General features: G+C 59.0%; 18 protein-coding genes and 1 riboswitch. Of the genes, 5 read left to right on the forward strand and 13 right to left on the reverse strand.

Annotated elements, in window-relative coordinates:
- Together thiD and thiM are read right to left on the reverse strand one after the other, a co-directional pair.
- On the reverse strand, positions 1-804 hold the full coding sequence (gene thiD, locus ACN0SY_RS07530) for a bifunctional hydroxymethylpyrimidine kinase/phosphomethylpyrimidine kinase (protein ID WP_417685984.1): 804 nt from the start codon (positions 802-804) through the stop codon (positions 1-3).
- 5 nt (positions 805-809) lie between these two features.
- Positions 810-1,592, reverse strand: coding sequence for a hydroxyethylthiazole kinase (thiM, locus tag ACN0SY_RS07535; RefSeq protein ID WP_417685986.1), 783 nt, complete (start codon positions 1,590-1,592; stop codon positions 810-812).
- A 71-nt stretch (positions 1,593-1,663) separates the two neighbouring features.
- A riboswitch (TPP riboswitch) is annotated at positions 1,664-1,774 on the reverse strand.
- A 121-nt stretch (positions 1,775-1,895) separates the two neighbouring features.
- Between thiM and ACN0SY_RS07540 the strand changes: the two genes are divergently transcribed.
- Positions 1,896-2,132 carry an Lrp/AsnC ligand binding domain-containing protein gene (locus ACN0SY_RS07540; RefSeq protein ID WP_417685988.1) on the forward strand — a complete coding sequence of 79 codons (237 nt, stop codon included), beginning with the start codon at positions 1,896-1,898 and terminating at the stop codon, positions 2,130-2,132.
- 57 nt (positions 2,133-2,189) lie between these two features.
- Here the strand turns inward: ACN0SY_RS07540 and ACN0SY_RS07545 are convergent, their stop codons facing one another.
- Both ACN0SY_RS07545 and ACN0SY_RS07550 read right to left on the reverse strand, forming a co-directional pair.
- Positions 2,190-2,690 carry an RES family NAD+ phosphorylase gene (locus tag ACN0SY_RS07545; RefSeq protein ID WP_417685989.1) on the reverse strand — a complete coding sequence of 167 codons (501 nt, stop codon included), beginning with the start codon at positions 2,688-2,690 and terminating at the stop codon, positions 2,190-2,192.
- 4 nt (positions 2,691-2,694) lie between these two features.
- Positions 2,695-3,699, reverse strand: coding sequence for a DMT family transporter (locus tag ACN0SY_RS07550; protein WP_417685991.1), 1,005 nt, complete (start codon positions 3,697-3,699; stop codon positions 2,695-2,697).
- A 372-nt stretch (positions 3,700-4,071) separates the two neighbouring features.
- On the opposite strand from ACN0SY_RS07550, the gene sbmA reads away from it, so the two are divergent.
- On the forward strand, positions 4,072-5,085 hold the full coding sequence (gene sbmA / locus ACN0SY_RS07555; RefSeq protein WP_417685992.1) for a peptide antibiotic transporter SbmA: 1,014 nt from the start codon (positions 4,072-4,074) through the stop codon (positions 5,083-5,085).
- Between the two features lie 9 nt (positions 5,086-5,094).
- On the opposite strand, the gene ACN0SY_RS07560 is transcribed toward sbmA, so the two are convergent.
- Both ACN0SY_RS07560 and ACN0SY_RS07565 read right to left on the reverse strand, forming a co-directional pair.
- Entirely contained in the window at positions 5,095-7,137 is a 2,043-nt protein-coding gene (locus ACN0SY_RS07560) for a putative bifunctional diguanylate cyclase/phosphodiesterase (protein WP_417685994.1), read from the reverse strand.
- A 298-nt stretch (positions 7,138-7,435) separates the two neighbouring features.
- On the reverse strand, positions 7,436-9,739 hold the full coding sequence (locus tag ACN0SY_RS07565) for a xanthine dehydrogenase family protein molybdopterin-binding subunit (RefSeq protein ID WP_417685996.1): 2,304 nt from the start codon (positions 9,737-9,739) through the stop codon (positions 7,436-7,438).
- Positions 9,740-9,876: 137 nt separating this feature from the next.
- On the opposite strand from ACN0SY_RS07565, the gene ACN0SY_RS07570 reads away from it, so the two are divergent.
- Positions 9,877-10,086 (forward strand): DUF6868 family protein, encoded by a 210-nt coding sequence (locus ACN0SY_RS07570; protein ID WP_417685998.1) that lies wholly within the window; start codon positions 9,877-9,879, stop codon positions 10,084-10,086.
- 53 nt (positions 10,087-10,139) lie between these two features.
- On the opposite strand, the gene ACN0SY_RS07575 is transcribed toward ACN0SY_RS07570, so the two are convergent.
- The 4 genes from ACN0SY_RS07575 to ACN0SY_RS07590 are packed head-to-tail and all read right to left on the reverse strand — an operon-like array spanning position 10,140 to position 12,923.
- Positions 10,140-11,183 carry a succinylglutamate desuccinylase/aspartoacylase family protein gene (locus ACN0SY_RS07575; RefSeq protein ID WP_417686000.1) on the reverse strand — a complete coding sequence of 348 codons (1,044 nt, stop codon included), beginning with the start codon at positions 11,181-11,183 and terminating at the stop codon, positions 10,140-10,142.
- A complete protein-coding gene (gene rimK, locus ACN0SY_RS07580) occupies positions 11,183-12,088 on the reverse strand; it encodes a 30S ribosomal protein S6--L-glutamate ligase (protein WP_417686002.1) in 906 nt (301 codons plus the stop codon). The genes ACN0SY_RS07575 and rimK overlap by 1 nt, the downstream gene beginning before the upstream one ends.
- A gap of 32 nt (positions 12,089-12,120) precedes the next feature.
- A complete protein-coding gene (locus tag ACN0SY_RS07585; RefSeq protein WP_417686003.1) occupies positions 12,121-12,639 on the reverse strand; it encodes an ATP-dependent zinc protease in 519 nt (172 codons plus the stop codon).
- The gene (locus tag ACN0SY_RS07590) at positions 12,636-12,923 is read right to left on the reverse strand and encodes a hypothetical protein (RefSeq protein ID WP_417686005.1); all 288 of its coding nucleotides are present in this window, start codon (positions 12,921-12,923) and stop codon (positions 12,636-12,638) included. The genes ACN0SY_RS07585 and ACN0SY_RS07590 overlap by 4 nt, the downstream gene beginning before the upstream one ends.
- Before the next feature lie 121 nt (positions 12,924-13,044).
- Between ACN0SY_RS07590 and mgtE the strand changes: the two genes are divergently transcribed.
- A complete protein-coding gene (gene mgtE / locus ACN0SY_RS07595; RefSeq protein ID WP_417686006.1) occupies positions 13,045-14,406 on the forward strand; it encodes a magnesium transporter in 1,362 nt (453 codons plus the stop codon).
- 89 nt (positions 14,407-14,495) lie between these two features.
- Here the strand turns inward: mgtE and ACN0SY_RS07600 are convergent, their stop codons facing one another.
- From ACN0SY_RS07600 to ACN0SY_RS07610, 3 genes are all read right to left on the reverse strand, one after another.
- Complete coding sequence (locus ACN0SY_RS07600) at positions 14,496-15,080, reverse strand: c-type cytochrome (RefSeq protein WP_417686008.1); 585 nt, start codon at positions 15,078-15,080, stop codon at positions 14,496-14,498.
- Positions 15,080-16,333 (reverse strand): PQQ-dependent sugar dehydrogenase, encoded by a 1,254-nt coding sequence (locus ACN0SY_RS07605; protein ID WP_417686010.1) that lies wholly within the window; start codon positions 16,331-16,333, stop codon positions 15,080-15,082. Before ACN0SY_RS07605 ends, ACN0SY_RS07600 begins: the two co-directional genes overlap by 1 nt.
- Positions 16,334-16,603: 270 nt before the next feature.
- The gene (locus ACN0SY_RS07610; protein WP_417687188.1) at positions 16,604-16,795 is read right to left on the reverse strand and encodes a ribbon-helix-helix domain-containing protein; all 192 of its coding nucleotides are present in this window, start codon (positions 16,793-16,795) and stop codon (positions 16,604-16,606) included.
- Between ACN0SY_RS07610 and ACN0SY_RS07615 the strand changes: the two genes are divergently transcribed.
- Positions 16,706-17,032, forward strand: coding sequence for a hypothetical protein (locus ACN0SY_RS07615; RefSeq protein ID WP_417687207.1), 327 nt, complete (start codon positions 16,706-16,708; stop codon positions 17,030-17,032). The two genes, ACN0SY_RS07610 and ACN0SY_RS07615, sit on opposite strands and share 90 nt — an antisense overlap.
- Positions 17,033-17,189 lie beyond the last annotated feature (157 nt).

Consider the following 17,189-nt stretch of genomic DNA (forward strand, 5'->3'; position numbering starts at 1 on the left):
TCAGGGTCTCCAGAATTCGTGGAAATGATGCACCGGCCCGTGGCCTGCTCCGATCTTCAGGGTGTCCGCGGCCTTGATTGCTGCCGTTATGTATTCCTTGGCATCGCTGACAGCCCGGTCGAGCAGCTGGCCCTTCGCAAGCCCTGCCGCGATCGCCGAGGACAACGTGCATCCGGTGCCGTGAGTGTTCTGCGTGTCGTGCCGTGGGGCTCTGAACCAGGAGACGGAAGAGAGCGTCATCAGCAGATCCGCTGACTCTGCACCCGCTCCGTGACCGCCCTTGAGAAGGACCGCCCGAGACCCCAGACGCAGGAGCTTTTCGGCCTGCACCAGCATGTCCCGCTCGGTCTGCGCGACATCGCACTCGAGCATGCGCGCCGCCTCGTGGAGGTTTGGCGTCACGAGGTCGGCCTTGGGCAACAACACCTCGATCAGGACCGAAACGGCCTCGCCTGCCAGCAAGGGATCGCCAGAGGCCGCAACCATGACCGGATCTAGCACAACCGGGCCGGTCCGATGGGCCTCGAGACCCTCCGCCACGGTCTCGATCACCGCCGGAACGGACAGCATGCCGATCTTGGTCGCATCCACGTTGAGATCCGAATAGACCGCATCCATCTGGGCACGGATGAAGTCGGACGGCACGTCGTGGATCGCAGTCACGCCGAGGGTATTTTGCGCCGTCAGCGCCGTCAGCACACTGGCGCCGTAGACACCGTTTGCCGAGAAGCTTTTGAGGTCAGCCTGAATTCCGGCACCGCCACCGGAATCCGATCCCGCTATGGTAACAGCAATTGCTGTCATGACTTTCATGACCCTCCGAGGTTTAGATCGACGAACTTGAGGCGGCTCTTCAATGCTGTTTCGTCAACCCCGTACAGCGCATCGAGCAGTTCGGGAACAAGCGAGCCAGGCCCCCTTGCCCGCTCCGCAGCGATTTCGCCGGCAATGTTGAAGACAGACAGCGCCACGGCGGAGGCAATCACAGGATCTGGCTCGATGGACAGGAACGCCGCCATCACCGCCCCCCCTGCGCAGCCCGTGGCAGTTACCCGCGACAAAAGAGGATGACCATTCGCAAGACGCAGGGTCGCGTTCGCCCCGCAGATCAAATCCTCGCTCCCGGTCATCGCAAGAGTAAAACCGCCCGTCCGCGCTGCACGCGCTGGTTCCTCGCCGGGGAAAAGGCTCTCGACCTCCTCACGGTTCGCCCGCAACAACGTGGGCGGATCGCTCAGGAGCTGATCTGCATAGGCGCAACGGACCGGGGAACGATTGACGAAAACCGGGTCGAGGACGATTGGCTTCCCGGCCGCGCGTGCGGCCTCCAACGCTGCCGGTATCGCCTGACGTCTTCTCTCATCAAGTGTGCCGAGATTGACAAGCAATGCGTCGGCACTTGCCGCGAAGGTAGCCACCTCTTCAGGTGCGATCGTCATTGATGGAATGGCGCCAAGCGCGAGCAGCACGTTCGCGGTAAAGGACTGAGCTACAGCATTGGTAATGCAGTGAACTCGCGGTGCCCTCTCCCGCAACCTTGAGAGCACAGAGACAGCTACGTCGGGCGAAAATGCATCCGGGCGCGCAGTCATCGACGAACACTCCCCCTCAAGGCGAGTTCTGTCAGTGCGCATGAAACTGTCGGGAAGACGGCAATCGCCGCAATTTGAACCATCTCAAATCCCTCCGCCGGTATGAGCCGGATCAGGTTCAAGGAGTTGGCCGAATTGCCTCTCAGCCCGATCGGAATTGCCGGGCACCCCCATGAGATGTTTCGACTGCTATCAAGTTGCCTGTTCAATTGCAAGCATGCGGACCGTGTATCACCGGCACGACATTGACTGTCGGTGGCAAATCCGGCATGCCGGGAGCCGACAATCCCATCGGAGGCTGCCATGACGCCCTTTTTCGTGATGATCAAATGCAAGCTCGGCGAGACCTACAAGGTCGCCAGCGCCATTGCCGACGCAGAGATCGCATCGGAAATCTACTCCACCAGCGGCGACTACGACCTGCTGGTCAAGTTCTACATTGAGGACGGAGCAGATATCGGCCACTTCGTGAACGAGAAGGTTCATCCGGTAGACGGCATCCAGGACACGAAGACCGTCATTACCTTCAAGGCATTCTGATCCGGCGAAAATGGGCGACCTTGCGCCCAATCCGCCCGGGTTCTCACGCGGCCCGGCCTAGCGATAATCCAGATCAAGCGTCACCGGCTTCGAACCGCCAATACGCCGGACATTCGGCGCCCCCTCCTCGTTCCAGCGGAACAAGGTGACGTGCCACAGCCCCGGTTGTCGGCGTGACGGATCGATCAGACCGTCAAATCCCAGTTCCCTGATCCGCTCGGCGGCAGACCATGAAGGCGGCTCCTCGCCGCGCTCGAGCGGAGCCAGCCATGGCATGCGCGCAAGATCATACAGCGCGGAGGCGGCTGGGTCACGCAGGTCGCAAAGTCGCGCTTCGCTGAGTTCATAGGTCAGGAGAACCCTGTCCCGCGTCTCGGGGCGGACATATTGCCCGATCGCAACCCGGGCACTTTCCTCGTCCGGACTCAGGTAGAGGGCATCGCTCCCCTTGGGATTGAACCGCGCCGCTGGCCGCTCGGGATCTCCGCGCTTCAGCACCACGCCGGCATCCTGGGCAAAGGCAAGCTTGACGAATGTGCCCCGGACGACCTTCAGCATGGCTCTAGGACCTCGACGGTGTCGACGCCCGCCGATTGCGTGTGCGGTCCAGTCCAAGCCTGTGCTCGCGGTAGATGACGAAGACACCCGCGGCGATAACGATGGCTGCACCGATCAGGACCTCAGGAACAGGCACCTCGGCAAACAGGAAGTAGCCCAGCGCCACCGCCCAGATCATGTTGGCATAATCGAACGGCGCAATGGTGGAGGCATCCGCGTACCGATAGCTTTGCGTCAGCAGGATCTGCCCCACACCGCCTGAAAGTCCGACAAGCACAAGCAAGCCGGACGTCTCCAGATCGGGAACGACCCAAGCCTGCGAGGGAATTAGCCAACCAAGCGGGATTGTCACAAGCGAAAGCAGGGAGGCAAGACCGGCGAACCATGTCACGATGGTCGAGGTGCGTTCCGTCTCGCACAAGCGGCGCACGAAGATCATCGCCATAGCTGCAAAAAGCGCTGCTGCCGCTCCACACAGGGCCCCAACCGTCTCGGCGCCGTTGAAATCGCCGTCGCCAAGATGTGGCGACAGGATGATGATGATCCCGAGAAAGCCGATGAGAACGGCGCTCCATCGATAGATCCGCACCCGTTCGCCCAGAACAAGAAAGGCGAGAACGACAACCATCAGCGGTGTAGCGAAGCCGATCGCCGTTGCATCCGGCAGCGGCAGTAACGAGAAGGCCGTGAAGGAGAAGATCATTGCGGTAATGCCGACGGCAGATCGGCCGACATGCCCCCAAGGCCGATCGGTGCGGAACGCGATCATCAACTCGCCCCGCATCGCGACCATGAAGAGCACCGGCCACATGCCGAAGAAATTGCGTGCAAAAACCACTTCGCCAATTGGGACGCGTTCGGATGCAATCTTCAGGGCAACGACCATCACGGAGAAGATCAGCGTCGAGGCGACCTTGAAAGAGATCCCCACAAGCGGCGCCGAGCGCGTCAGGCCGACAGCAGTCGAAGTGTCAGGTGAAGGATTTCCGGATGCGCCGGGAAGCGCCATGGCTCACGTCCAAAAGGGTCCGACGCGGAGGTCAAGGATCAGAGCAGGGCGTCGGGCCCACGAAACCACTCTGATCGGACACAATGCTGAAACTCGGACCGAGGCGGCGCATCTTTCGATGGAGCGATCCGGCATCTGGAACGAGACCTTGTGTCAAGGCAACCGCTCCGACCGATGAAATTCGGCAATCGGCAGGGATCTGAAACGATATAGAAGCAGGGATGCCACCGCAACCTGTCGCGCGATACGCTCCACGCATGCCGCTATGTGGTGTTTGCACAGATTTGATCAGTCTTTGATGATCGATCCCCTTGGGATCCTCGGCCTGCGCCTATACTTGGCCATCAGGCGAATCGCAAAGGCAAACCGCGAATGTTCCGTTCATTCTTCAAGAGCCCGAAATGGTTTCTCTGGGCCTATATCGGGTCCGTCCTCATCCTCGGCGTCACCTGGTACAAGGTGCAGCTCGATGTCCAGATCAACGAGTGGTTCGGCAGCTTCTACGACATCGTGCAGAAGGCCCTAAGTGAACCGGGCAGCATCACCTTCGAAGAGTACATGAAGGAGATGATGACCTTCTTCCGCATCGCGGGGATCTACATCGTGATCGCGGTCATTCTCGACTTCTTCATAAAGCATTTCATCTTCCGCTGGCGCACCGCCATGAACGACTACTACATGAGTCACTGGCAGGCGGTACGGCACATCGAAGGCGCTTCCCAGCGCGTCCAGGAAGACACCATGCGTTTCGCCCGTATCATGGAGGGCCTTGGCGTATCGTTCATGCGCTCGGTCATGACGCTCATCGCCTTCCTGCCACTGCTCTGGACACTGTCCGAGAATGTCACGGAACTTCCCTGGATCGGCGAAGTGTCCCATTCGCTGGTATACGTGGCGATCCTTTCCGCAGCTTCAGGAACGGTCCTGCTTGCAGCGGTGGGCTTCAAGCTGCCTGGTCTTGAATTCGAGAACCAGAAGGTGGAAGCGGCATACCGCAAGGAACTTGTCTACGGCGAGGATAATGCGGAACGGGCGGCTCCTCCCTCCGTGGCCGAGCTGTTCGGCAACGTTCGCAAGAACTACTTCCGCCTCTATTTCCACTATCTCTACTTCGACGTCGCACGCTGGTCCTACCTGCAGGCGACGGTTCTTGTGCCGTATATCGCGCTTGGCCCGACCATTGTTGGAGGGGCCATCACCCTCGGCGTCATGCAACAGATCGTTCGTGCCTTCTCGCGGGTGGAAAGCTCGTTCCAATACCTGGTCAACGCATGGACCACGATCGTGGAACTGATTTCCGTCTACAAGCGCCTGCGGGCCTTCGAGGCGAACATCTGGGCATATGAAAAGAATGGCGGCGAGCCCGCGGAAACTCCGGCGCAGTAGCCGCCACGATCAGGCAACGGCGGCCGAGTGCGGATATTGTCGCGAGATGATCATTTCGCATTCGGCCAGGGGCACGGGCCGGCTGAAAAGGTAACCCTGGACGGTGTTACAGCCCTCGCCACACAGGAAGCTGAGCTGCTCCTCGGTCTCCACCCCCTCGGCCAGGACGGGTATGTGCAGTGAAGTGCCCAGAAGGATCGTCGATTTGACGATCGCGACTGCCTGCTCGTTCTCGGTGAGGCTCGCGATGAAAGCCCGGTCGATCTTGATCTTGTCGAAGGGAAAGTTCTGCAGGGTCGAAAGCGATGAATATCCCGTTCCGAAGTCGTCCATCGCCACACTGACGCCGATCTTCTTCAAGGCCATGACAACCTTGAGTGCATGGGACTGATCTTCGATCAATCCGCTTTCCGTCAACTCGATCTCAAGACGCTTGGGCGAAAGACCCGTCTTTGCCAAAACGCTTGCCACCTGCAGCGGAAGCGTGTCCTGCGCGATCTGTGCGGCCGCCACGTTGACAGCCACCGTCAGGTCACTTGGCCAGTTCGCCGCTATACGGCAGGCATTTTCCAGAACCCATTTGCCGATCTCCAGTACCAGACCGGTTTCTTCGGCAATCGGAATGAATTCGGACGGCGGCACCAGTCCGCGCACCGGATGGTGCCAGCGCACAAGCGCCTCAAAACCGGTTACCCGCCGGGTCTGCGTATCGTTCTGCGGCTGGAAATAGAGTTCCAGTTCATTGTTCGCAATCGCGGACTTCAAGTCGATTGCCATCGAGGCCCGGGCCCGGCTGCGTTCCTCCAGGCCTTTGCAATAGAACTTGATGCGGTCCCCTCCGCCGCCCTTTGCCTCGTAGGCGGCAAGGTCGGCGCGTGCAATCAGGTCGATCCCCGTTTGCGCATCTTCCGGCGCAAGGGCAACTCCAATACTTCCCCCGACAGTGATGACCTGATGGTTCCACTCGAAAGGCATCGTGATGCGTTGCCTCAGGAATTCCGCGAAAGCCTCCACGTCTTCACGGGATATCGGGCCGAAGATGCAGGCCACGAATTCATCGCCTCCGACACGAGCGACAAATTGGTTACTTGTGAGTCCGTCCGTCATGCGGCTTGCGAGAATTCTCAGGAGTTCATCCCCCGCCGCATGCCCATGCACGTCGTTCACATCCTTGAAGCGATCGAGATCGATGGTCAGGACAGCCAGTGTCGTTCCATCCAAGTCTGCCAGACGTTCGTCCAGCCAGCGCCGCAGGAAGAGGCGGTTCGGCAATTCGGTCAGCATGTCATGGAGCGCAAGATGCTGATAGTTGGTGTTGGCTTCCTCCAGACCACGGGTGTCGATCAGATAGGCCGATCCGACCGTCGCAATGATCACAAGAGTGATACCCACGACTCCAGCAAGCATCACGTCATCGGAAATGGCCTGGATCGGCACATCGAGCCCCTTCAGAGGCACGATCGACATCGCCGTCATTCCGGTGAAATGCATGACCGCTATACAAACGACGAGGGCAAGCGAAGCCTGCATGGTCGCAGATCGGTCGGTTCCGGTCGAGGCAATGACCAGAGCCCCAGCACCGATGCCGGCTCCCAATACAATCGACCAGGCGATATAGACCTGATCCCACAACAGGACCGCCGGCACCTGGAAGCTCGCCATGCCGATGTAGTGCATCAGGGCAACGCCAAGTCCGAAACCGGCTCCCCCGATCATCGGCGCGATCAACCCCGGCCGGGTCGACGCTACGAAAAAGGCCAGTCCGCTGGTGACAATGGCTGACGCCAAAGACAGAAGTGTCAGCGTTGCATCGAAGCTTCGTGGAAAGGGAACGATATAGCCGAGCATGGCTGAGAAGTGCGTGGTCCAGATGGTCGCGCCTCCCACCAGGGCAACGAGAAACAACCAAAGGCTCTTGCGATTTCCCGGGCTGTTACGCATTCGATTGAATAGACTGATGGTGAGTGCCGAGCCAAGGACGCAGACGAGAACTGCAAAAGCGATGAAATGGCTCTCGTGGGCAAGCGCGATACACGAAACAACTGAAATCATAAACGAAATGCCGTCCAGCGTGCCTGCTCACACGTTGAAATTCCTTACGCGAGCGGCTTGAAGTTACACTCTAGAGTATTCTCCCGCCCCCTAACGAAGGATGACCAAAATAGTCAAAATTACGTACATTTGCGTTTTTTGACATCGTGCAACATGACAGGTTGGCGGCTCACAATTCCTGCGCGCATTTCGGCGTTCGCCAGTGCATACGTGCATGACGATCGGGTTTTGATGAGGGCAAATAAAAACGCCGCGCAAGTGGCGCGGCGTTCATATTGGAAGGCGTGGGTTAGCTCCCTCAGGCCTTCGCAGTCTGAATTGCTTCCCAGACCCGGGAAGGCGTTGCAGGCATATCGAGGTGGCCGACACCGGCGCCATCCCGAAGGGCCTTCTGGACAGCATTCATGATCGAGGCACAGCCTCCGATGGTTCCGGCCTCGCCCGCGCCCTTGATGCCCATGGCATTTGTGGTCGAGGGAACGTTGCGGGTCTGGAAATTGAAATCCGGAAGATCGGCCGCGCGGGCCAGATGGTAATCCAGAAGCGAAGCCGTCAGCAGCTGGCCTTCCTCGTCATAGACCGTACGTTCGCACAGTGCCTGACTGATCGCCTGGGCCGTTCCGCCCTGAACCTGACCTTCGAGCAGGATCGGGTTCACGCTGACGCCGAAATCGTCGACGATGACGTAGTTCAGAACTTCGACGTCGCCGGTCTCCGGATCAATCTCGACTTCGGCGATATGGGTGCCGTTCGGATAGGTCGCCTCGGCCTGCTTGACTTCTTCGCGGCCGAACAGCTTTTGCGGCGCACTGGCCGCAACCTCGGCCAGACTGACCTGACGGTCTGTCCCGACCACGCGAACCAGCCCGTCTATCAGCTCAAGATCATCAGCACCGACTTCAAGCTTCTCGGCTGCCTGGTCCTTGATCTGCTTGACCAGAGACTTGGACGCCTCATTGACCGACGGCAGACCGATCGGAATGGAGCGGGAACCACCAGTTCCGCCACCCTTGCGGACCCGATCGGTATCGCCCTGTATGACCTCGATCTTGTCGAGATCGACACCGAACTGTTCGGCAATGACCTGACCATAGGAGGTGGCATGGCCCTGACCATTGGTCTGGGTGCCGATGAGCAGCGTGACCGTACCGTTGTCGTTGAGCTCTACCGTGGCTTCCTCACCTCCCGGAAAGGCACAGGCCTCGATATAGCAGCACATGCCTATACCACGGTACTTGCCTTCCGCCGCGCTTGCCTTCTGCCGCGCCTCGAAGCCGGCCCAGTCAGCCTCTTCCATGGCCTTGTCCATATGGCCGGAGAAGTCACCGGTATCGTACATGCGGCCTGTCTGGGTCGTGTAGGGCATCTGGTCCGGCTTCACGAAATTGCGCCGGCGGATCTCGGCAGAGCCAAGTCCCGTCTCCTGGCCTGCCTTCTCGATCAAACGCTCGATCAGGTAGGCAGCTTCCGGGCGCCCCGCACCGCGGTAGGCATCGGTCGGAACCGTATTCTCATAGACCCCGGTCGCAGTGACAGCCAGTGCCGGAATGTCATAGAGCCCGGTCGACATGGAGGTCCCGACGAAGGGAATGAACGGACCGAACTGGTGCAGATAGGCGCCCATTGAAGCAAGCACGTCGATCTTCAGCCCGATGATCCGGCAGTCCTTGTCCAATGCAAGTTCGGCAGTGGTAACATTATCCCGGCCATGGGCGTCGGTGACGAAATGCTCCATGCGCTCACCGATCCACTTAACCGGCTTGCCGAGACGTTTTGCAGCGGTCAGGCAAAGCGGATATTCGCGGTAGGTGAACATCTTGGTTCCGAAGCCGCCGCCGACTTCCGGCGTGATGATCCGCAGCTTGTCCTGAGGGATACCAAGGATATCGTCGCAGATGATGCCGCGCATGCCGTGGCCACCCTGGGTGCCGGCGGTCAGTGTGAACTTGTCGGCGCCAGCATCATATTCCGCCACACACCCACGGGGCTCCATGTAGTTGGCCACGAGGCGGTTGTTGATCACCTTGATCGAGACGATCCGCTCCGCCGTTTCGAAGGCTGCCTTGCATTTGTCGGCATCCCCATGGCCCTGCACGAAGGCCCGGTTTGTTCCATACTCCGGCCAGACCAGCGGTGCATCCGGCGTGAGGCTCGCCTCGATGCCGACGGTCACAGCCAGCGGATCATAGTCGACCTGAATAAGCTCGGCAGCGGACTTTGCGGTTTCCACGTCGCAGGCAACGATGAAGGCAATTGCATCGCCCACATAGCGCACCGTGTCGCCGCATAGCACCGGCTGCGGCGGACAGGCATGGGTCGTGCCATCCAGCTGCTTCATAACGGCCTTGGTCGGCATCGGCTTAACGTCGGAAATGTCGGCCGCGGTCAGAACAAGAGCCACCCCGGGGAAGGCGCGCGCCTCGTCAAGACCGTCCAGCTTAATCCGCGCATGGGCCATCGCGGACCGCAGGACATAGGCATGAAGGCAACCCTCAGGAGTCACATCCCCGGTGTAGGTTCCCTCACCCTTGATCAGGGGAGCATCTTCCTTTCGGCGCACCGGTGCACCGACCCCAAACTTGGCGGGCATCACTTGGTTCATAAGGGATTGTTCCTGCTGTTCGCACTGACGACGGCGCATTGCAGCCCGAAAAGGGCCCACGCTCTGATTTTCATCTAGCATACTAAGAGAAACGTGATGAGACCAGCGTAGATGCAACCGCAACCAAGGGGGTAGCAATGACACTCGACCAACTCACAACACTTCTGGGCTGGTGCACCCTAATAAACGGCGCAATCCTCGTCTTTTCGACGATCGCACTTGTAGGCTTCCGAAAGCCGGTCGCACGTGTACATGAGGCTCTTTTCAAGATCGATGACCAGAACCTTGCCCAGGCCTATTTTCGCTACCTGGCCCAGTTCAAGATCCTGGTCATCGCTTCAATCTGACGCCCTATTTGGCTCTCACACTTTGCATGTGATCGATGGGTGCCGGCACCAGATCAGATGATTTCGTCCTCGTCGAACAGCGGATCGGCAATCAGCTGCGAAGCAAGACTGTCGACCGTACCTTCCGCGTCGTCCTTGCGCCGCACCTCGGCGATATGGAACAGGCCGTCGCCTTCATTGACCACGGGCAGGTTGGTGCGCCCGATGATGAGGCCGCCAAACCGCGCAACTATTTCCCTTTCGACCTCTCCGAAAGGGTCGGAAACAATACCCAGCAGATCACCGACGGCAACGACCTCGCCCGCCGACTTGAAGGGACGCAACAGTCCGCCTGCAGGAGCCCGGACCCAGGAACTCGAGGTCGTCCGAATTGGCGTTGCCTTCGGCTTGGTGATGCCCTTGCCCGAAACCATGTCCAGCTTTCTCAGGACGCGCAGAATTCCGGACACGCCTGCCCGTATGGCCATTTCGTCGAACCGAAGACCTTCACCAGCCTCGTAGAGGAGAATGTCGACGCCCTTCTCCTGGGCCGCCTGCCGCAAGGAACCTTCGCGAAGCTTGGAGGTCAGGATGACGGGCGCCCCGAATGCCTCTGCCAGATCCATGGTCTCCGGCCGCGAAGGCGACACCCGGATCTGGGGAAGGTTGGTCCGGTGGATCGCAGCCGAATGCAGGTCGATGCCGTAGTCGCAGCGACTTACGATCTCCACCATGAAAAGGTTTGCCAGGCGCCCGGCAAGCGAGCCCCGCTCGCTGCCCGGGAACGACCGGTTCAGATCTCGCCTGTCCGGCAGGTAGCGTGAATGGTTCAGAAAGCCGAATGCATTCACGATGGGTATGACCAGCAATGTTCCCTTGAGATTATCGAGGTTGGAGGCCCGCAGAACGCGACGCGCGATCTCCACACCGATCACCTCGTCACCATGAACGGCCGCACTTACGAACACGACCGGACCCGGGCGGCGACCATGTATGACATGGACCGACATGGAGACCGGCGTGTGATCGGACAGGACGCTCACCGGAAGGTCGACGGTCAGCCGGGCACCGGGCGCAACCCGATGCCTGCCGATCTCGAAGTGGGCCCGCGGCTTCATCAGCCTTTGCCTCGGGTCTTCGTCTTGCCTGTCTGGGCGTTTTTCATCATGAACTCGATGATCTTGCCCGCGACATCAATACCGGTCGCCTTCTCGACACCCTCAAGACCGGGAGAAGAGTTGACTTCCATCACCACCGGGCCGTGATTGGCGCGCAGCATGTCGACGCCGCAGACGTTGAGGCCCATGGACTTGGCTGCACGGATCGCGGTCGAGCGCTCTTCCGGCGAGATCTTGATCGCTTCCGCACTGCCGCCGCGGTGCAGGTTGGACCGAAACTCGCCTTCAGCACCCGTACGCTTCATCGCGGCAATAACCTTGCCACCGACCACGAGGGCACGAATGTCGGTTCCGCCGGCTTCCTTGATGAATTCCTGCACGAGGATGTTCACGTTCGCACCGCGGAAGGCTTCGATAACCGACTTTGCGGAACGCTCTGTATCTGCGAGAACCACGCCGATGCCCTGCGTACCTTCCAGCAGCTTGATCACCACCGGAGCCCCGCCGGCCGTTTTCAGGACTTCTTCTGTCATTTTCGGGTCATGGGCGAAGGTCGTCACCGGCAGGCCAATGCCATCACGCGCAAGAAGCTGCATGGAGCGCAGCTTGTCGCGCGAACGGCCGATCGCAACGGATTCGTTCAGCGGATAGACGCCCATCATCTCGAACTGGCGCAAAACGGCCAGACCATAGAAGGTAATGGATGCGCCGATACGCGGGATCACGGCGTCATAGCCCTTGAGCTTTTCGCCGTTGTAGAAGATCTCCGGACGTCGCGACGCGATGTTCATGTAGCAACGCAGCGTGTTGATGATGTCCAACTCGTGACCGCGCTCTTCGGCAGCCTGTTTCAGGCGCTGATGCGAATACAGGTCAGGGTTACGTGCCATCATTGCAATTTTCATAGGCTTTCTCCTCTTGGAAAGTCTTGATTGTCTCAAACAGCCGGTTCGGTCGCTTCAGGCAGCAACGTCGGTGCGACTGAATTCATAGGCTTCATCTGCGGCTCACCCGCCACGAAGGATTTCCCGGGATTCACGAGGACCTTTCGTCCCCGGATCGCAGTTCGCCCGAGGATCATGTCAAATCCCATGTTTTCGCGATTGGCCAATGACACCTCCACGTGCCAATGGTGGCGCCCCATCACCAGGGCAGTTTCGATAATCAACCGCCGTTCGGGAACGCCGCTGGTGTTCTTGATCTCCCGCTCGTCCCGGATAGGGGCTTCCACCCGCTTGTTTTTGTGATTTCGGGTCGCAGGCACCCGGAAACGTACCCAGCGCCGTCCGTCGCGTTCGAACACCTCGATATCTTCGGCATGAAGCGCCGATGTTCGGGCGCCGGTATCAATCTTCGCCCGCATATTCGCGATACCCAGATCCGGCAGGGCCACCTTTTCTCGCCAGCCGATTATATCGGTCGCCCGCGGCACCTTTTTCGCCTTCAGTGCGGTCATTCAAGACAATCCTCGTTGGCCCTGCGGTAGTTCACGTAGGTGTTGGCGCTGGTCACCACGAAGAAGCTGTCCATGTCGATCAGCACATAGCCTCGCTCCAGCATGGCGCGCGCCAGATCCCTCACATCATCCTCGTACAAGCGGCGCCGCCCCGCGATCTGACGCACCAGCTTCACCGGAATGCGATACCGCCCGTTTTTCTTTCCCGTTCCACCAAAAGGCCGGTCGTACAACTCGACCAGCTTTTCGACCGTCCGGGGAATGAACTCACCTGATGCCGTCATCTCTCTCACCAGTCGCGATAAAATTTATTTGTCTATATAAGAATTATTTTTTACATAGGCAAGACAAAATGAGTCATGCACAACAAGCGGCAGGACCGTACGCACTGGAAAGGAAGCCACCATGAGCGAACTCGCCGAGAGCCTCGACGTCACCGACCAGGTGCGTCAGCACGTTGCCGAGCAAGATCAGGCTGCCCTGACCAGCCTTCTGGATCCATTGCCCTTGAGCGAGGCTCTCAGGCAGGTTCTCAATCTGTCTCCCGAGGAACGTGCTGCTGTTCTTTCCCTGCTTCCCGCAGACGTCTCGGCAGAACTCATCGAGGAAGCTCCGAACGAGCTCGCAGTCGAACTCGTTGAGGGCCTGTCTGCCCCCAAGGCAGCTGAAATCATTGATGAACTGCATTCCGACATTCAGGCCGACGTCATCGGCGAACTGGACAAGGAGGATGCCGAAGCGATTCTGGCGGAAATGGACGCCGAAGATGCCGCTGACGTCCGCCGCCTTGCCGAATACGACGATGAAACTGCTGGCGGCCTCATGGCCGCCGAAACCTTCACGTTTCGGGAAACGGCGACGGTCGGAGCGGTTCTGCGGCGCATCGCCTCGGAAGACGAGGATTTCGAGCGATACCGTGGGCAGCATCCGTATATTCTCGATGAGGACGACCGGCCGGTCGGCGTGGTTTCCCTGCGCAGCCTGCTGACCGCTCGCAAGAGCGCAAAGCTGTCCGAGATCATGACACCACCTTTGACTGTTCCGGCCAGCATAGCTCTGGACGACCTGCAGGATCTGTTTTCCGAGCATCCGTTCCTGGGCATGCCTGTCGTGGAAACGGACGGCCGGCTCGTGGGTGTCGTGTCACGTTCGGCGGTTGACTTTGCGGTCCTCGAACGGGCGGAATCCGAGAGCCTGAAACGTCAGGGCGTCGTTGGCGACGAACTGCGCTCGATGCCGCTGCTTCTGCGCTCCCGGCGCCGTCTTGCCTGGCTCTCAGCCAACATCATCCTGAATATCGTCGCTGCAAGCGTCATCTCTGCCTATGAGGAAACACTGGCTGCGGTGATTGCGATTGCCGTCTTCCTGCCGATGGTCTCCGACATGAGTGGATGTTCCGGGAACCAGGCGGTCGCCGTCACGATGCGTGAGCTTTCTCTTGGCCTCGTGAAGTTCGAGGATGCCGTACGCGTCTGGCGAAAAGAGGTCCTTGTCGGTCTCATCAATGGCATTTCGCTTGGCATCATGATCGGCATCGTCGCCTGGTTGTGGAAGGGCAATGCCTATCTCGGCCTCGTCATCGGCGGCGCACTGGCGCTCAACACCTTGATCGCCGTCTCCATCGGCGGTGTGGTGCCCCTCCTGCTGAAGCGCTTCAACCAGGACCCCGCGGCCGCAAGCGGACCGCTGCTGACAACCATCACCGACATGGCGGGCTTTTTCCTAGTCCTGAGTCTTGCCAGCGCATTGATGCCCTGGCTCCTCTGACAAGGGTGGAGCCACAAAGGCCGCTGAACGCGAAGAAGGCCGAAGGCTACCCGCCTCCGGCCTTCGTGTTCGATGGGGAAAAGCTCGAGCTAGTTTGCCTGCTCTATTTTCAATTTGACTCCCGAATACCATTCCGAGACGGCACGTATCTCTTCATCCGAAAGCTGTGCCGCAACCTCGGACATGATCTCGTGCACCCGTTTTCCGGTTCGAAAAGCCTTGAGCTGCGTGTCGATATACATGACCGTCTCGCCGGCCAAGTTGGGCGCGTCCTCCAGTTCCGACAGACCGTCGGCACCATGGCAAGCGACACAGGCCTCCGGCGCCATGTCGGCTTCCTTGCCCGCCGGCAATGCGGCCGAGGCACGCTGCGACGAGTACCATGCAGCAAGGTCTGCGATCGCCTGATCATCAAGCCCCTTGGCAACGACGCTCATCATTTCATGTGTACGCGTGCCCTCACGAAAAGCCGTCAGCTGATGAACGAGATAGGGCGCGGGCTCCCCACCGATATGCGGAGCGATCGGGATCTTCGCAAAGCCGTCAAGCCCATGACAGGTCCGGCACATGCCGGCCTTGGCCTTGCCGGAGGCCGGATCCCCCTGCGGGGCCTCGGCAAGTGCGCCCTGGGCGAGGAAAACCCCGCCCAGGACGATGAATGCGTGTCGGAGCATCAGTTGCCCTCGTAGGAGATGCGGTAAAGAGCACCAGCCAGATCGTCAGACACGAGGATGGATCCGTCCCGAAGCTGGGTTACATCAACCGGCCGCCCCAGGTATTCGCCGTTCTCGTCGATCCAGCCTTCCGCGAAAGGCTCGGACCGGGCATTGCCCTCATCATCGATGAAGGTCACCATGACCCGCGCTCCGACCGGTGTGGTCCGGTTCCACGATCCATGCTGCGCCGAGAAGATGGCGTTCTTGTACTTCGCCGGGAACATGCTCCCGGTGTAGAAATGCATCCCGAGATCCGCCGCATGAGCGACCATTTCGACGGCTGGCATCACCACATCGACCGGAACTTCCTGACCGGCGTACTCGTTGGTCCGCACGTCGCCACCACCGTACCAGGGATGCCCGAAATGCTGCCCGGCTGCGGTCTGGCGGTTGAGTTCGCCCGGAGGAATATCATCCCCCATGCCATCGACCTGGTTGTCCGTGAACCAGAGCTCGCCGGTGACCGGATGATGATCATGACCGACCGAGTTGCGGACCCCGTAGGTGTAGACTTCGCGGTCCGTACCGTCGATGTTCATTCGGATTATGCCGCCGATACCGACTTCGTTGTAAAGTTCCAGCTTCTCCGCAGGAGCCACGTTGAACGGCTGACCAAGCGAGATGTAGAGCTTACCATCCGGCCCGATGTCACAGACACGGGCGGTGTGATTGTAGCTTTCTTCCTCGACCGGAATCAGCTCGCCCCCGGGAACGATCGGCACGGCAACAACATCAGGGCTTTCATAGAAGAACTCGGCAGCCGGATAAAGCAGTACGCGGTTCTGCTCGGCAATGATCAGGAAACCGTCATCGGTAAAGCAGGGGCCGTTGGGGATGGACTTGGGAAGCGAAGGCGCAAAGTTCTTCACCTCGTCAGCGACACGGTCCTTGTTGCGGTCGGTCACCGCCCATACCTCGGACTTGCGGGTGCCGACGAAGGTTACGATACCCTGGGGCCCGACTGCCATGTGCCGGGCGTCCGGTACGATTGCATAGAGGTCGATCTTGAAGCCATCCGGCATCTTGATCCGCTCAAGCGTTTTCTTGATTCCGGCCGCATAATCGCCGCCTTGTTCGATGACGGTGAACTCGGTTACGCCGGTGGTCTTGAATGCACCCAGCTTGGCCAGATTGTCCGGAAGCGCGCCTTGCCCCAGAGACAGTGTTGTGCTCGCGAGTAAACCTGCAGCAGCAAACAATAACCTTCTCATTACTTCCTCCCAAATGCAGTTCTCCTGCCTGCGGCAATCGCACGAGCAGAACAATGTAATAGGGAGGATGATTATGATTTTTACAGACCCAAAAAGCCGATTGAAGGCGTTTCACACTCAATCAGCAAATATAAGCCAGCCCACGAATTCATATCGAATAAGTGGTTATTTTAACTTCCTCCCATATGACCACTGATGCGGTCACACTCAAAATATTGTCACTTCAAAAAGCACTGATGGTAGTATAAATTTACTACACATCAACTTTCATCAGTGTTGTGCCGTTGCTATCTGCTCTGTCCGGATCAGGCAGGCGCACCTGAGCAAGGAGGTAAAATTTCGGGCTTCTCCCTTGCCCTCGAGAACCTCCGAATGCAGACGCGAAACGAACGCGGGCGTAGTCAACCCCTCGCTTGCGGCAATGCCATCGACAATCTTCCAGAACGATCGCTCGAGCCGAATGCTGGTGCTGTGCCCATTGAGGCGCATCCTGCGCGTCTCGGGTTCATAGTCAGCCGGGTCCTGTCCGGCAAAAATCTGACACATCATCAGCCCTCCCGGTTTGAATGCTTCAGCTTCGAACCGGCGGCCGCAAAACTCAAGAAGTTTCAGATATTAGAAATTCGCGCCCGCCAAAGCTGCCTCGGAATAAATTACAATTTTGCCATGAAATTCAGCAACCTATCCAAAAGCCGCTAAATTCACATATTCCGCCAAGGAAAAAGTCCGGTCGTATCGAGCGGGACCAGAGCTCATATCTCGGCTGGTCCTTCACTGCCTTCAAGCAATCGTGACTTACTTTCAATGATTTGAATATTGATCTGACGCACCGACACCTTAGGGTCCGTGCACGTCC

The organism is Roseibium sp. (genome assembly GCF_048261595.1).
Lineage (GTDB): Bacteria > Pseudomonadota > Alphaproteobacteria > Rhizobiales > Stappiaceae > Roseibium.

What these genes read in the sequence shown, in the direction of transcription:
- thiD (WP_417685984.1), bottom strand. Translation starts at nt 804, where the DNA reads ATGACAGCAATTGCTGTTACCATAGCGGGATCGGATTCCGGTGGCGGT.
- thiM (WP_417685986.1), bottom strand. Translation starts at nt 1,592, where the DNA reads ATGACTGCGCGCCCGGATGCATTTTCGCCCGACGTAGCTGTCTCTGTG.
- ACN0SY_RS07540 (WP_417685988.1), top strand. Translation starts at nt 1,896, where the DNA reads ATGACGCCCTTTTTCGTGATGATCAAATGCAAGCTCGGCGAGACCTAC.
- ACN0SY_RS07545 (WP_417685989.1), bottom strand. Translation starts at nt 2,690, where the DNA reads ATGCTGAAGGTCGTCCGGGGCACATTCGTCAAGCTTGCCTTTGCCCAG.
- ACN0SY_RS07550 (WP_417685991.1), bottom strand. Translation starts at nt 3,699, where the DNA reads ATGGCGCTTCCCGGCGCATCCGGAAATCCTTCACCTGACACTTCGACT.
- sbmA (WP_417685992.1), top strand. Translation starts at nt 4,072, where the DNA reads ATGTTCCGTTCATTCTTCAAGAGCCCGAAATGGTTTCTCTGGGCCTAT.
- ACN0SY_RS07560 (WP_417685994.1), bottom strand. Translation starts at nt 7,137, where the DNA reads ATGATTTCAGTTGTTTCGTGTATCGCGCTTGCCCACGAGAGCCATTTC.
- ACN0SY_RS07565 (WP_417685996.1), bottom strand. Translation starts at nt 9,739, where the DNA reads ATGAACCAAGTGATGCCCGCCAAGTTTGGGGTCGGTGCACCGGTGCGC.
- ACN0SY_RS07570 (WP_417685998.1), top strand. Translation starts at nt 9,877, where the DNA reads ATGACACTCGACCAACTCACAACACTTCTGGGCTGGTGCACCCTAATA.
- ACN0SY_RS07575 (WP_417686000.1), bottom strand. Translation starts at nt 11,183, where the DNA reads ATGAAGCCGCGGGCCCACTTCGAGATCGGCAGGCATCGGGTTGCGCCC.
- rimK (WP_417686002.1), bottom strand. Translation starts at nt 12,088, where the DNA reads ATGAAAATTGCAATGATGGCACGTAACCCTGACCTGTATTCGCATCAG.
- ACN0SY_RS07585 (WP_417686003.1), bottom strand. Translation starts at nt 12,639, where the DNA reads ATGACCGCACTGAAGGCGAAAAAGGTGCCGCGGGCGACCGATATAATC.
- ACN0SY_RS07590 (WP_417686005.1), bottom strand. Translation starts at nt 12,923, where the DNA reads ATGACGGCATCAGGTGAGTTCATTCCCCGGACGGTCGAAAAGCTGGTC.
- mgtE (WP_417686006.1), top strand. Translation starts at nt 13,045, where the DNA reads ATGAGCGAACTCGCCGAGAGCCTCGACGTCACCGACCAGGTGCGTCAG.
- ACN0SY_RS07600 (WP_417686008.1), bottom strand. Translation starts at nt 15,080, where the DNA reads ATGCTCCGACACGCATTCATCGTCCTGGGCGGGGTTTTCCTCGCCCAG.
- ACN0SY_RS07605 (WP_417686010.1), bottom strand. Translation starts at nt 16,333, where the DNA reads ATGAGAAGGTTATTGTTTGCTGCTGCAGGTTTACTCGCGAGCACAACA.
- ACN0SY_RS07615 (WP_417687207.1), top strand. Translation starts at nt 16,706, where the DNA reads ATGCAGACGCGAAACGAACGCGGGCGTAGTCAACCCCTCGCTTGCGGC.